A 14,266-nucleotide genomic window follows, 5' to 3' on the forward strand; every position below is an offset into this window, starting at 1 on the left:
TTAGTTAGATACTGGGAATCCTGGTGAAGCAGCATTTATATCCCAATATACTTGTTCAGTTACTGTCGATTTTTGAGTAGCGTTCACATTTGTATTTACATAGTTAGATGGGTAGTAGAATGAACGAATAAAAGCTCCAGGATTTGGTTCAATATTTGGTTGTAATGTTGTAGGGTAACCAGTTCTTCTGTAGAAGTTATAAGGGTCAATACCATTTCCATAACAAGCAACAAAATATTGCATAGCTAAAATATTCATTTTGTCTTCATTTGTACCAGCATCCCAATCAGATTCTAAATCACTTATAAACCAAGTAATAAAGTCGTCTTGATGATTAATTGCAGGACCATCATCAGCATCTCCAAATAACCAATCAAATCTGTCTGTTGAAGGTAAAAAGTTAGTTACTTTATCTATAGATAAATCAATTCCGTTAAATACACTTGTTTTTGCACTTTCAACTTCACCATTGTCAAATTGAAACTCAGCAATCATAAATTGAACCCAAGATGCTAACATTACAGGTGTAATTCCGGCTCCTCCGTTTCCGTCACCGTTTACTTTAGAATCGTAAGATAAATCATCTAAAGCACCTCCGGCAGGATAAGCACCTACTAATGTTCTTAAGAATCCATCAGGTGGAATACCTAAATCATTACCGTGATCTCTTCCCCACCATCCTTTTGGTACACCGCAATAAGTGAATCCTTCGTAATGTGCAGGTGGTGTATATAAACTACATTCTAATGTTTCTTCATCTGGTTCTGCTCCATCTTGACCAGGAGTTGATGAATTTTGTCTATAGAAATAATACAATGTACGAATATCAAAGTTTAACGGGTTACTATAGGCTCCATCATTTTTACCTGTCATATAATCCATAAGTGAGTTAGACATATAGTCTCCACCACCAGTAGAAGTATAACTAGCTGAATATCTTGGGTGACGTGTATCAGGTAATAATTCATTAGTTCCCCAAGTGAATTGGAAATCTTCATCATTACTTGTAATGTAGTTACCTGAACTTACAATGGCATTAAATTTACTTTCTGCAGTAGCGTCTACAAGTTTTGTAGAAATGTAAGCTTTCATTTTTAGTGTATTAGCAAGCTTAACCCAGTTAGCCCAATCCATATCATAGTATAAATCGTATTGAGGCTCTGCTGCTGCATCTCCTTCAAAATTTGCAATTGCTCCATCTAAAAGAGAGATTACTTCAGTATAAATACTTTCACCTGAGTCAGCCATTGGGTTTAAATTATCAGAACCGTGTAAAGCTTCAGTATACGGTACTTCTCCAAAGAAATCTACCAATGTCATCATAATGTAAGCTTTAAAAACTTGCCCCATTCCTATGTGGTAGTTTAATTCAGATTCAACGGCTAAATTGTTCATAAGGTCAATATCTTGCATGATAACTTGGTAAGATTCTTCCCAATCATCATCAAAATTAGATGGCGAGTATGCACTACTGTAAACTCTACCTTCCATATAGTCAATACGTGTAACTTCAGCACCGTATCTTCCAAACCCTTCAACTAAAAATGCAAAGTCCTCTTGGATAGCATTTAAGAAGAAATCCGGGTCTGCTTGCTCTGGTGTCAGAGCATTTGGATTTTCTGTAATATTTAACTCAGTTGTTTCACAAGAACTTAATAGAAAAGCTCCACAGAAAAACATAAGTTTTATTAGATAATTTATTTTTTTCATAATTTAAAATCTTTAATTAGTTTGTTTAAAATGAAGCTTTAAGACTCATACCGTATCTTCTTGAACTTGGACCATTCAAGTATTCAAAACCAGAACCGTTACCTACACCTAATCCAGCTACGTTAGGATCAAAATTAGTGTTCTTTGGCATATTAGGAGCGTTAAACCATAAGTTGTTTCCTGTAAATGTTATAGATACAGATCCGAAAGGAGTTTTAGCTAATGCTTTATCTGAAAGTCTATAAGATAAAGATAATTCTTGTAGTCTTACAACTGTAGCATCATAAACTAACATTTCATCAGGACCATATAATAAGTTACTAAAATAATAAGTTGAATTGTTAATTTGAACTGTGTTTTCTTCACCATCTGGGCCTACACCTGGTAAAACAAATGAGTTTGCTCTATCTACTCCTTCAGCATTTACAACCCCTCTACCTAAAAGCGTAGATGGTGTCATTGCATACATATCTCCTCCTTGAGTCCAAGTGAATAAGAAGTTTAATGAAAAGTTTTTGTAAGAAACAGAGTTTCCAAAGTTAAACATAAAATCAGGTGTAGAATCACCGATAATATTAGTGTCATTGTCAACTTCATATGAACCTGATGAGTTTACCATTAAATTTCCATTATCATCTTTTGCAATAGTAGAACCTACCATTGTTCCTAAAGACTCACCTTCAATAGCGGCATTACCTAAGTTAGTAAAACCAGCAAACACAATCATATCAGTATCCTGACCTAAATCATTTACAATTGCTTCGTTTTTAGTGAAATTAATATTTGTATTCCAATTGAAGTCTTGTTTAGCAATCCAGTCAATACCTAAATCTATTTCTATACCATCATTTTGTACCTCACCAACGTTTGTTTGTGTTGTAGAGTAACCTGTTGAAGGATCTAAAGGTTGAGAAATAATTAAATCTCTAGTTTTTCTTGAGTATAAAGAGGCGTCTAAAGATATTCTATTATTGAAGAATCTACCTTCAACACCAAATTCAATTTCATCAATTCTTTCAGGTTTTAAATTAGTATTACCTAATTGGCTACCTGAAGTATTAGTTACAATTTTTGTTCCATCTTCATCAATAAAATCTTGAGTATTTAAACTAAGTGTAGATGATACAGGGTAACCTGTAGGGAAGTTTGCAGAAGTACCATATCCAGCTCTAAATTTTAAATAATTTAAAGTGTTACTTTTTATATCAAATGCTTTAGTTGGGATAAACGAAACACTTGCTGAAGGATATGCAATAGAATTATTTGCATCAGTTAAATTTGATACCCAATCTTTACGTGCTGCTAAAGTAAGGTATAAATAAGAATTTAATCCTAATTCTGCTTGTCCATATAAACCTAAGATATTTCTTTCTTCGTAGTATTCAATTTCATCTTGTTCAGCAAAGTTAAAATGCTTTAAAGTTCCAAATACTTGTTGACCAACACTTGCTACACCATTTCTGTCATAAACATCACGTCTTGATGTTGCACCAGCTGAGAATGAAATATCTAAGCTTTCACTAATATCGTAATTACCATTTAATGTAATATTGTGGTCATCAATTGTGTTTGTGTTGTTCCAAGTTTCGTATACACCACTTTGGTTAGCTTCACTACCAGTTTTTCCACCTTTGTTAGAGTAGTTACTGTTGTTTTCACTATACATATCATAACCATATCTATAAGTTAAGTTCATGTTGTCATTTAACTCATATGCTAAAGATAAACTTCCAAAAACCCTGTGAGTATCTTGTGTGTTTCCTGCATTTTCAACAGTCCATAATGGATTTTGAATACTGTTATTTTGACGGTAATAAACAGATTCTCCAGTTACTGGATTTTGGTATGGTAATCCCATTAAATCTACACTTCGAGGAGTATAGAATAAATTTGCAAAAATAGATGCATTGTTACCACTTACATTACTACCATAACTTGCCGCTACTGGAGGTGTTTTAAAGTTAGTTTTTGTGTAGTTCATTGTTCCACTTACAGTGAACTTATTTGATAAAATAGCTCTACCACCTAAACTAAATGAATTTCTTTTTAGCGTGTTTCCAGGTGTAAAACCTGTGTCATCTAAATTACTGTAACTTGCATTATATGAAACTTTTCCATCATCTGAAGATCCTCTAATATTTATACTATTATTAAGAATAACTCCTTGTCTAAAAAAGTTCTCAACGCTTTCATATGGTTTGTACTCGTAACGTTCACCAGCATATTCTGGAAATGCAGCAGGAATTCCTGTAGCTGCAGATGCTGTTGAGTATGGGTGTTCAACAGTTCCGTTTTCATCAAATGCAGCTTGACTTCCCCAACCTGCAGGTCCATCTTTTTCAAAAGAAGGTCCCCAGTTACTGAAAAACCATCCAAAACTTTGATCAAATCCACCACCATATTCATTTTGGTAATTTGGCATAGATGCAATTTCATTTATAAATGCAGAACTAGTTACTGTAATTTCTGTTTTTTTAGGGCCTTTTGTAGTACTACCAGATTTAGTTGTAATTAAAATTACACCATTTCTACCTTGTGTACCATATAATGTTGATGCTGCTAGACCTTTAAGAATGTTTACATTCTCAATGTTGTTAGGGTCTAAATCTAAGAAACGTGAAGAACCGTTATTACCATCAACAAAATCTCCTTGTGCATTTGTGTCACTACTAAAAGGTACACCATCAACAATAAATAGTGGTTGGTTGCTACCACTAAAAGAGTTCATACCTCTAATAATTATACTAGTTCCTGAACCAGACATACCACTTTGTGATTGGATGTTTACACCGGATGCTTTACCAGATAATACACGACCAATATCTCCTTCAGATTTTTGTTGAATTTCTTTGGCATCAACTTTTGAAACGGCATAACCTAATGCTTGTTTCTCTCTTTTAATTCCTAATCCTGTAATAACAACTTCATCTAACGCTTGTGCACTTTCAATCATTTGTACATTTAGAACGTTAGATGTTTCAACAGTTTTATCAATCGCTTCCATTCCAATAAAGCTAAATTGTAGTATAGCTCCAGTGTTGGCTTTGATTGAATAATTACCATCAAAATCAGTTTGTGTACCTGTACTGGTACCTTTTACAACAACTGTTACCCCAGGTAATGGGCCGCTTGCATCGGTGACCTTACCAGTAACAGTTTTTTCTTGTGCAAACGTAATTTGCACCATAAACGCTAGTAGTAGCGTTAAAATTCCATTAAACTTTGTTTTCATTGTAAATTTGTTTGAGTTAAATTTATTCTTTGTTGTGGTAAATATATTAAGAAGGAGGAGAAAATAAATCAACAACTTTTACATAAAAGTGTGCTAAATTAACATTTAATTGTTTTTGAATTAACCGTTAAGAATTCGTTAATTTTTAAATAAGAGTGTTAATATATTGGTTTACAATGGTTTGAAGTTATTTTATTTGTTGAGTTTTCTTTAAAATGAGTGGGGGAGGAGTGGTTTGAAGTTATTGTTGCTTGAGAAATGTTTAAAATAGGGTTAAAAAAGTATATTTTTTTCTCGATAAATTTGGGTTTAAGATGGTTTTGAATAGATAAAAGTCTTGAATTTGGTTTTATAGAAATTAAATTAGAATAGGGCGTAGTAAATTTAATTTGGTGATTTTTATTCGTAAAAAAAAGCCTTGAGATTTTTCTCAAGGCTTTTTAAATATTCAGTTAAATGTATCTTTTATGCGATACTATTTAGGTTCTTAGTTTCCAACACCGTTAATGTCCCAGAATACTCTTGAATCTAATTCGTCACCACCCATTGCTGAAGCAGCAGCAGCATAGTTAGTACCGTTAATATCTGGATCATCATTACCATATAAGTAACGTCTTGGTACAGGTAAGTTTGAAACAGGAGGTGTATTCATTTCTGGGTAATCTAACATTCTCCAGCTACTCCAAGCTTCAAAACCTTTTCCGTAAAGAGCAATCCATTTTTGAACACCGATACTTTTTTGCCAGTTTGAAGCATCATAAGCAACAGTAGATTGTGCTAAGTAAGCTGCAGCATCTGCATCACTACCAGTCCAGTATTCAATTGAAGCTGTAACACCATTGTTATAATGAGTTTCTGCATCACCTGAAATTAAGTTACGTTCAATAGCTTCTGCTTGCAAGAACTCAACTTCTTCGTAGCTTAAGATGATTCCTTCTAAATCAGCTTCATGAAATACATCACCAATATGTGTGTAGTTAGAAAATGTATTGTTAGCTCCGTAAGGTCCACCTGTGTAAGGATCTATGTTGTCTCTCATAAGAACTGAAGCTCTTGGGTCATTTAAAGGGTTAATGATATCAGTAAATGTGTTAGCAACTACAATATCAGATCTTCCTGATTCAACAACTGCACTCCAAATTGGATTTGCATTTGGTGGTCCTCCTTCAAAAGGAAATGACGTATTATCTGAACTTGATTCAAAAACACCTCCGTTAATTGCAGCTTGTGCATAAGATTTTGCACTTGCAAGGTCATAATCAGAAATACGAACAGCCATTCTTAATTTTAAAGAATTACCAAACTTTTTCCAATTATTCATGTCTCCTCCGTAAATTAAATCGCTACCACCAAAAGAATCATTAGATGAAATTAATGCTAATGCAGCATCAATTCTTGCAAATAAATCCATATAAATATCAGCATCATTGTCATATACAGGTAATAAATTGTCGCTACCTAATAAAGCTTCGCTGTAAGGAACATCTCCAAATGTGTCAACAATTACGTGCCAAGTATAAACTTCCATTAATCCAATAATAGCTAATTGGTTATCTTTTATTGGTTGTTCAAATACACTTACTTCTTCAGCTGTTACAATTTTTTTAGCTTCTTGTAAATCGCTTAATACATCTCTGTAAAGGTATGTGTAAAATGTACCACTAACATCTCTTTGTCTTAAATCGTAGTTAGCTTCATCATTGTAAGTTGTTGCTGTCCAGTGTTGAGAAAACATTTTGAAAATGTTATAACTTACACTTGGACTAGTCATCCTTAAAAATAAGGTTCTTTGAGCACTAGTCATTAAAAAACTAGCCGGTACTTCACTTGGATTCTTGGTGTCAACATTCCAGCCTTCAAAATCTTCACAAGATATTGTTGTACCAATAAGTAAGGCAATTAATATTAATTTTTTCATTATTTTCATTTTTTAAAATTCTATTTTTACGTTAAACCCAAAGTCCTTTGTAGATGGATAAGCACCTGATTGGTAACCTTGAACGTTTCCTGAACTTAAACCTGCTTCTGGATCACTGTAAGGTAAACTTTTGTCAATTATCCAAAGGTTTCTTCCTGTTGCAGTGAATGTTAAATTTTCAATAAAGCTGTTTTCAAATAAGTGGCTTGGGAAAGCGTATGCTAAACTAACCTCTCTTAATTTTACGTAACCAGCATCGTATACGTGTAAAGCGTTAGGAGCTCTTGCATAACCTTCACCATTTGCGTAGTAATCGTATCTTGATCTTACTTCGTTTGGTGTTCCGTCAGGAGCAACTCCTGGTAAAATTACACCACCACCATCAGCAAGTGAAGTACGTTTTTCGTTTCCTAAGTCATTAGTACCAGCTTGGAAATCATACAATCCTGTTGCATATCCATACCAAGTATCTAATGAGAATACGTTACCACCTTTTTGAACATCAATTAAGAAGCTAAATGATAAGTTTTTGTATTTGAATGAGTTGTTAATACCACCTTTCCAGTCAGCTTGGAAGCTACCTAAGTTTTCAGAAGTACTAGCTGTTTTTTCATAATATCCTGTTTCTTGGTTTACTATTTTACCACCGTTGTCAGCATATACAAAGTCAGAACCTTTAATTTGTCCGTAAGCTTCTCCAATTGTAGCGTTGATAGAAACACCACCTTGTAATGAAGTTAACTGTAAGTTTTCAAGTCCATCAGGTAATGATAAAACTTCACTTTTATTTTTACCCCAGTTAACATCAACTCTCCATTCAAAGTCACTTGTTTTTACAGGAGAACCGTATAAAGATAATTCAACACCTTTATTTTCAATTTCACCGGCGTTAATCCACTGACGTGTGTAACCTGTAGCAGCTGTAATAGATGCAGGAGTAATTAAATCTTCAGAAGTTTTGTAGTAGTAAGATAAATCAAACCCAACTCTGTTTTGAAGAAAAGCCATTTCTAAACCAACTTCCATTTCGTTAGAAATTTCATTTTTAAGGTCGTTGTTGTTTTTTGTAGAAGGTAAAGAAGCAATTGCTTGACCACCTACGTTATCACCTAAAACATATACATCATAAACAGAAAGTGGACTAGCTGAGTTACCAGTTTTTGCGTAACCAACTCTTAATTTACCTAATTGAATAGCGTTAGAGTCTATTAAACTTGAGAATAATAAACTACCTGATGCTCCATAGTAAGAGTATGCATTGTTGTCAGTTGGTAATGTAGAAGCAATATCATAACGGTAAGAACCTTCAACAAAGATAAGGTTGTTATAGTCTAAAGATACGTTTGCATAGTAACCATCTGTTCTTCTGTTGTATTCGTATTCAGTTGGTGCTAATAATGTACCTGCTGAATTTGAAAGAGCATATAATCCAGCAATACTAAGACCTCCATTTGTTGAAGAGCTAATGCTTGAATATTTTGTTGTTTGAATGTTAGATCCTAAAACAGCTCTTAAGTTAATTTTTTCACTTAAGTCTTTGTCAAAGTTTAACATAAAGTCAAAGTTGTTTTCAGTAAAGCTTTCGTTAAAACGAGAGTATTTTGAAATATCAACAGATCCTACAGCAATTCTTTCTTCTTGAATACCGCTGTATGTGTCTAAAGTAACTCTACCCATTGCGCTTAACCAGTCAGTAAGCTCATAGTTTAAAGTAACATTACCAAACACACGATTTCTTGAATCTGTTTCATAGTTTTCGTAACGTGTCCAGTATGGGTTATCTGAATAGATTGGACTTAAATCAGATTGAGGATCGTTTGAGTTCCAAGTGATGTTGTCTCCAGTTGCAAAATATGCAGCTCTTTGTTCTTTTACATCAACGTTTGTTTGCCACCATTGTCTCATAGCTTGCATAGGGTTGTTTGAGTCATACCCTGTACCATAACGACCTTTACCTTTTGTTTTTACATACGTTGCTTTTGCACTTGCAGTAAATTTATCAGTTAAGTTGTAGCTAGCGTTAAAGTCAACGTTATCTCTAATAATAGAACTGTTTTCTAAGATACCTTCTTGGTTTAATTTAGTATAACCTAATCTAAATCTACCTTGTTCATTTGCTCCGTCAATTGCAACACTGTTAAATATTGTGCTACCAGTTTGGAAATATGAGTTTGGATCATTCTCTGCAGCTTCCCAAGGAGATGCTTGTAAATAAGTATCTTCTAATTGTGGGTACCAAGAATCCCATTGGTAAACATCTAAGCTAGGGTCAAAAATAGCACCAAAAGATGCATCTTCAGTAGAAGGAGTAGTTAAGTCTTCAATACCATCACCATCCATATCTCTTAAGAAAAATCCACCATCTCTAGGTCCACCAGCGTCATAGTAGTAATCAGAGTATCCAGCTCCATACTCTTTTTGGTATTGAGCCATTGTTTCTTTGTTGTACTTGTTAAAAGTAACAGAAGAATTTACAGTAACACCAATTCCTTGATTTGCACGATCTTTACCTTTTTTAGTTGTAATTACAATTACACCATTTGCAGCTCTAGAACCGTATAATGCAGTTGCAGCACCACCTTTTAAGATGTTAACAGATTCAATATCATCTGGGTTAATATCTTGTGCAGCATTACCATAATCGTAACCACCACGACCAGTTGATTGATCTGATGAGTTAGAGTTAATATTACTAACAGGTACACCATCAACTACAAATAAAGCTTGGTTACTGTTGTATAATGAAGAGTAACCACGAATAACTACGTTTGTAGATCCACCCATTGTTCCACTTGATTTTACATCAATACCTGCAACTTTACCTGATAATGAGTTAACGAAGTTAGGATCTTTTGCTGTATTTACAGCGTCTCCTTTTACTTCTTGAGTAGCATAACCTAAACTCTTTTTATCACGCTTAATACCTAATGCCGTTACAACAACTTCATCTAACGCTTCTGCGCTTTCAATCATTTGTACATTTAAAACATTAGATGCTTCAACAGTTTTATCAACCGATTCCATTCCAATAAAGCTAAATTGTAATATAGCTCCAGTGTTGGCTTGAATTGAATAATTACCATCAAAATCTGTTTGTGTACCAATACTGGTACCTTTTACAACTACTGTTACTCCAGGTAATGGACCGCTTGAATCGGTAACCTTACCAGTAACAGTTTTTTCTTGTGCAAACGTAATTTGCACCATAAACGCTAGTAGTAGCGTTAAAAAACCATTAAACTTTGTTTTCATTATATAATTATTTGAATTAATGAGGCCAAAATTCTTAATAATATGTTAATAAAACAAACTTTTGGTTGTTTAGACTTTAAAAAATGTTAAAAAAGCATGAAAATAACTAATTATTTACATTTTTAAAATGAGAATAGTGTAAGTTTCAGGATGTTTTACTCCCTTTTTTTTAAGATTATAAAAAAAGTAGTGTTAATTTAATGCTAACTCTTGAATTGTTTGTGTTTTTTGAAGTTTTTTAAATTTTTTTAAAGTCATGAGTAATATTTAGGATTATTTTATCTGTTTTAAGTAGAAAAGGTATGTTTTTTTGCTTTTTCCAAGTGATTTTTTAATTATTTTGAAATGCGTGTTTTATATAGATTATTTAGTATTTACTTTATTGAAAGATTTAAGTTGAATTTTTTTGATTGAGTTATGTGGTTTCGTATTTTCAATGTTTAATGCTTTATTTTTTTTAACTGCTATACATATTATATGTATTAAATAGTTGTGTTTTGTATTTGTTGAATTATATAAATATGAATTCGGGTGTCTTAATCAAAATAACTATTTTTTTTGATTTCGTTTTTCAGGTATTTGAAGTTTATTTTGCTAATTAAATTTATAATATTGTTTGACGTTTTTGTTTTGTATTTATAGTTGGCTTATTTCTAATATATAATATGTGTATAATCAATTAAAAAAATATCGTATCTACATATTTGAAAAACAATAATTTATTTGTACATTTGCGCACTCTTAGAAAAGACCTAAGAGAAATTAAATAATTTATAACAAAATTTTAGTATGCCAACAATTTCGCAATTAGTACGAAAAGGAAGAACCAAAACAACTAAGAAGAGTAAATCGGCAGCTCTAAATTCATGTCCTCAAAGAAGAGGAGTATGTACACGTGTTTACACTACAACACCTAAGAAACCTAACTCAGCTATGCGTAAAGTAGCAAGGGTAAGATTAACAAACGGTAATGAGGTAAATGCTTACATTCCTGGAGAAGGACATAATTTACAAGAGCACTCGATAGTATTAGTTAGAGGTGGAAGGGTTAAAGATTTACCAGGAGTTAGGTATCACATTGTTCGTGGAGCATTGGATACTGCAGGTGTTGATGGAAGAACACAACGTCGCTCTAAGTATGGTACAAAAGCACCTAAAAAGTAATTAAAAAACTTTAATGTAAAGACATGAGAAAAAGAAAGGCGAAAAAAAGAGTTCTTTTACCGGATCCAAAATTTAACGATCAGTTAGTAACACGTTTTGTGAATAACTTAATGTGGGATGGTAAAAAATCTGTAGCTTTTAAAGTTTTTTACGATGCGTTAGACATTGTAGAAGCAAAGAAACAAGACGAAGAGAAAACATCATTAGAAATTTGGAAAGATGCGTTAAGTAACGTAATGCCACAAGTTGAGGTTCGTAGCCGTAGAGTTGGTGGTGCAACATTTCAAATTCCATCGCAAATTAGACCTGACCGTAAGGTGTCTATTGCTATTAAATGGTTAATTTCTTATTCAAGAAAACGTAACGAAAAATCAATGGCTCAGCGTTTAGCTGCTGAAGTGTTAGCTGCTGCAAAAGAAGAAGGTGCTGCGGTTAAGAAAAGAATTGATGTTCATAAAATGGCTGATGCAAATAAAGCATTCTCTCATCTAAGATTTTAATAATGGCTAGAGATTTAAAATATACAAGAAATATTGGAATTGCTGCTCATATTGATGCAGGTAAAACTACATGTACTGAGCGTATTCTTTATTATACAGGTGTTTCACATAAAATTGGTGAAGTACACGATGGTGCTGCAACAATGGACTGGATGGAGCAAGAGCAAGAAAGAGGTATTACAATTACTTCTGCTGCTACAACTTGTGAATGGCAGTTTCCAACTGAGAATGGAGTTCCTACAAAAGAAGCTAAAGGTTACCACTTTAATATTATTGATACACCGGGTCACGTTGATTTTACAGTTGAGGTGAATCGTTCATTAAGAGTTTTAGATGGTTTAGTTTTCTTATTTAGTGCTGTTGATGGTGTTGAGCCACAATCAGAAACTAACTGGAGATTAGCTGATAACTATAAAGTTCCAAGAATTGGTTTTGTTAATAAAATGGACCGTCAAGGAGCAAACTTTTTAGATGTTTGTACTCAAGTTAAAGAAATGTTAGGTTCTAATGCAGTGCCTATTGTTATTAACATTGGAGATGAAGATCAATTTAAAGGAATTGTAGATTTAGTAAAGAACCGTGCAATTATTTTTCACGATCATACTATGGGATCTACTTTTGATGTTGTTGATATTCCTGAAGACTTAAAAGAAGAAGCTAAAGAATTACGTGGAAAACTTATTGAAGAAGTAGCTGCGTATGACGAAGCTCTTTTAGAAAAATATATGGAAGATGAAGATTCTATTACTGAAGAAGAAGTGCACGCTGCGCTTCGTGCTGCTGTAATGGATATGTCTATCATTCCTATGGTTTGTGGTTCTGCGTTTAAAAATAAAGGTGTTCAGTTCTTATTAGATGCTGTTTGTCGTTATTTGCCTTCACCAACTGATAAAGAAGGTGTTGTTGGTACAAACCCAAATACTGAAGAAGAAGAATTACGTAAGCCATCAGTTAAAGATCCATTTGCAGCTTTAGCATTTAAAATTGCAACTGATCCTTTTGTTGGTCGTTTAGCATTCTTTAGAGCATATTCTGGTCGTTTAGATGCAGGTTCTTATGTGTTAAATAGTCGTTCAGGTAAAAAAGAACGTATTTCTCGTATTTACCAAATGCATTCAAACAAGCAAAATGCTATTGAATATATTGAAGCTGGTGATATTGGAGCAGGTGTAGGTTTTAAAGATATTAGAACTGGAGATACAATGTGTGATGAAAAACACCCAATTGTATTAGAATCTATGGATTTCCCTGATCCTGTAATTGGTATTGCCGTAGAGCCTAAAACAAAGGCTGATGTAGATAAATTAGGAATGGCTTTATCTAAGTTATCTGAAGAAGATCCTACATTTACAGCTAAAACTGATGAGGCTTCAGGTCAAACAATTATCTCAGGAATGGGTGAATTACACTTAGAGATTATTGTTGATCGTTTAAAGCGTGAATTTAAAGTAGAAGTTAACGAAGGTCAGCCACAGGTTGAGTACAAAGAAGCTATTACAGCTAAAGCAGATCATCGTGAGGTATACAAGAAACAATCTGGGGGACGTGGTAAATTTGCTGATATCAAATTTATTATGGAGCCTGTTGCTGAAGGTGAAACTGGTTTAATTTTCGTAAATGAAATTAAAGGTGGTAATGTACCAAAAGAATTTGTTCCTTCTGTAGAAAAAGGATTTAAAGCAGCCATGAAAGATGGTCCTTTAGCTGGATTTGAGATGGACAGTATGAAGGTTACTTTATATGATGGTTCTTTCCACGCAGTGGATTCAGATCAACTTTCTTTTGAATTAGCCGCTAAATTAGGGTATAAAGCTGCTGCTAAAGCTGCTAAAGCTGTAATTTTAGAGCCAATTATGAAAATTGATGTTGTAACACCTGAAGAAAACATGGGTGATATTGTTGGAGATTTAAATAGAAGAAGAGGTCAAGTAAACGCAATGGATGACAGAGCGGGAGCAAAAGTTGTAAAAGCAACGGTACCTTTATCTGAAATGTTTGGTTATGTAACTACTTTAAGAACGTTATCTTCTGGTAGAGCTACATCATCAATGGAATTTTCACATTATGAAGCAACTCCAAGCAATATTGCTGAAGAAGTTATCGCAAAAGCAAAAGGTTAATCTCTAAATTAGAAACGATGAGTCAAAAAATTAGAATAAAATTAAAATCGTACGATTACAATTTAGTAGATAAATCTGCTGAGAAAATCGTTAAAACGGTAAAAAATACGGGAGCAGTTGTAAACGGACCAATTCCATTACCAACTCATAAAAAGATTTTTACAGTATTACGTTCTCCACACGTAAATAAAAAATCTCGTGAGCAATTCCAATTAAGTTCTTACAAAAGATTATTAGACATTTATAGTTCATCTTCAAAAACTATTGATGCTTTAATGAAGTTAGAATTACCAAGCGGAGTTGAGGTAGAAATTAAAGTTTAAGTACTTTAAATGTTGAAAGGAGACTTTCAATAACATGTCCGGAGCGA

Annotated in this window: 8 protein-coding genes; 4 read left to right on the top strand and 4 right to left on the bottom strand. The window is 33.4% G+C overall.

What is annotated here, in order from left to right; translation table 11 throughout:
• The 4 genes from ACFQ5N_RS06880 to ACFQ5N_RS06895 all read right to left on the bottom strand — a co-directional run bounded on the left by ACFQ5N_RS06880 (position 1) and on the right by ACFQ5N_RS06895 (position 10,112).
• Complete coding sequence (locus ACFQ5N_RS06880) at positions 1-1,710, bottom strand: SusD/RagB family nutrient-binding outer membrane lipoprotein (protein WP_386808753.1); 1,710 nt, start codon at positions 1,708-1,710, stop codon at positions 1-3.
• A gap of 25 nt (positions 1,711-1,735) precedes the next feature.
• Complete coding sequence (locus ACFQ5N_RS06885) at positions 1,736-4,942, bottom strand: SusC/RagA family TonB-linked outer membrane protein (RefSeq protein ID WP_386808754.1); 3,207 nt, start codon at positions 4,940-4,942, stop codon at positions 1,736-1,738.
• A gap of 487 nt (positions 4,943-5,429) precedes the next feature.
• Positions 5,430-6,860, bottom strand: coding sequence for a SusD/RagB family nutrient-binding outer membrane lipoprotein (locus ACFQ5N_RS06890; RefSeq protein ID WP_386808755.1), 1,431 nt, complete (start codon positions 6,858-6,860; stop codon positions 5,430-5,432).
• Between the two features lie 12 nt (positions 6,861-6,872).
• Positions 6,873-10,112 (bottom strand): SusC/RagA family TonB-linked outer membrane protein, encoded by a 3,240-nt coding sequence (locus ACFQ5N_RS06895; protein ID WP_386808756.1) that lies wholly within the window; start codon positions 10,110-10,112, stop codon positions 6,873-6,875.
• A gap of 789 nt (positions 10,113-10,901) precedes the next feature.
• Between ACFQ5N_RS06895 and rpsL the strand changes: the two genes are divergently transcribed.
• The 4 genes from rpsL to rpsJ are packed head-to-tail and all read left to right on the top strand — an operon-like array spanning position 10,902 to position 14,219.
• Positions 10,902-11,276, top strand: a complete 375-nt coding sequence (gene rpsL, locus ACFQ5N_RS06900; protein ID WP_386808757.1) for a 30S ribosomal protein S12 — start codon at positions 10,902-10,904, stop codon at positions 11,274-11,276.
• 23 nt (positions 11,277-11,299) lie between these two features.
• Positions 11,300-11,776 carry a 30S ribosomal protein S7 gene (rpsG, locus tag ACFQ5N_RS06905; protein WP_386808758.1) on the top strand — a complete coding sequence of 159 codons (477 nt, stop codon included), beginning with the start codon at positions 11,300-11,302 and terminating at the stop codon, positions 11,774-11,776.
• Between the two features lie 2 nt (positions 11,777-11,778).
• Positions 11,779-13,896: an elongation factor G gene (gene fusA / locus ACFQ5N_RS06910; RefSeq protein ID WP_386808759.1), complete on the top strand. Its 2,118-nt coding sequence runs from the start codon at positions 11,779-11,781 to the stop codon at positions 13,894-13,896.
• A 17-nt stretch (positions 13,897-13,913) separates the two neighbouring features.
• Positions 13,914-14,219, top strand: coding sequence for a 30S ribosomal protein S10 (gene rpsJ, locus ACFQ5N_RS06915; protein WP_070237956.1), 306 nt, complete (start codon positions 13,914-13,916; stop codon positions 14,217-14,219).
• Positions 14,220-14,266: the final 47 nt, after the last annotated feature.

It is taken from the genome of Lutibacter holmesii (assembly GCF_042679665.1).
Classification (GTDB): domain Bacteria; phylum Bacteroidota; class Bacteroidia; order Flavobacteriales; family Flavobacteriaceae; genus Lutibacter; species Lutibacter holmesii.

Bases quoted from the DNA above. Each gene is read 5' to 3' on its own strand.
- rpsG (WP_386808758.1), top strand. From the start codon at position 11,300: ATGAGAAAAAGAAAGGCGAAAAAAAGAGTTCTTTTACCGGATCCAAAA.
- rpsJ (WP_070237956.1), top strand. From the start codon at position 13,914: ATGAGTCAAAAAATTAGAATAAAATTAAAATCGTACGATTACAATTTA.
- ACFQ5N_RS06890 (WP_386808755.1), bottom strand. From the start codon at position 6,860: ATGAAAAAATTAATATTAATTGCCTTACTTATTGGTACAACAATATCT.
- ACFQ5N_RS06885 (WP_386808754.1), bottom strand. From the start codon at position 4,942: ATGAAAACAAAGTTTAATGGAATTTTAACGCTACTACTAGCGTTTATG.
- rpsL (WP_386808757.1), top strand. From the start codon at position 10,902: ATGCCAACAATTTCGCAATTAGTACGAAAAGGAAGAACCAAAACAACT.
- ACFQ5N_RS06880 (WP_386808753.1), bottom strand. From the start codon at position 1,710: ATGAAAAAAATAAATTATCTAATAAAACTTATGTTTTTCTGTGGAGCT.
- ACFQ5N_RS06895 (WP_386808756.1), bottom strand. From the start codon at position 10,112: ATGAAAACAAAGTTTAATGGTTTTTTAACGCTACTACTAGCGTTTATG.
- fusA (WP_386808759.1), top strand. From the start codon at position 11,779: ATGGCTAGAGATTTAAAATATACAAGAAATATTGGAATTGCTGCTCAT.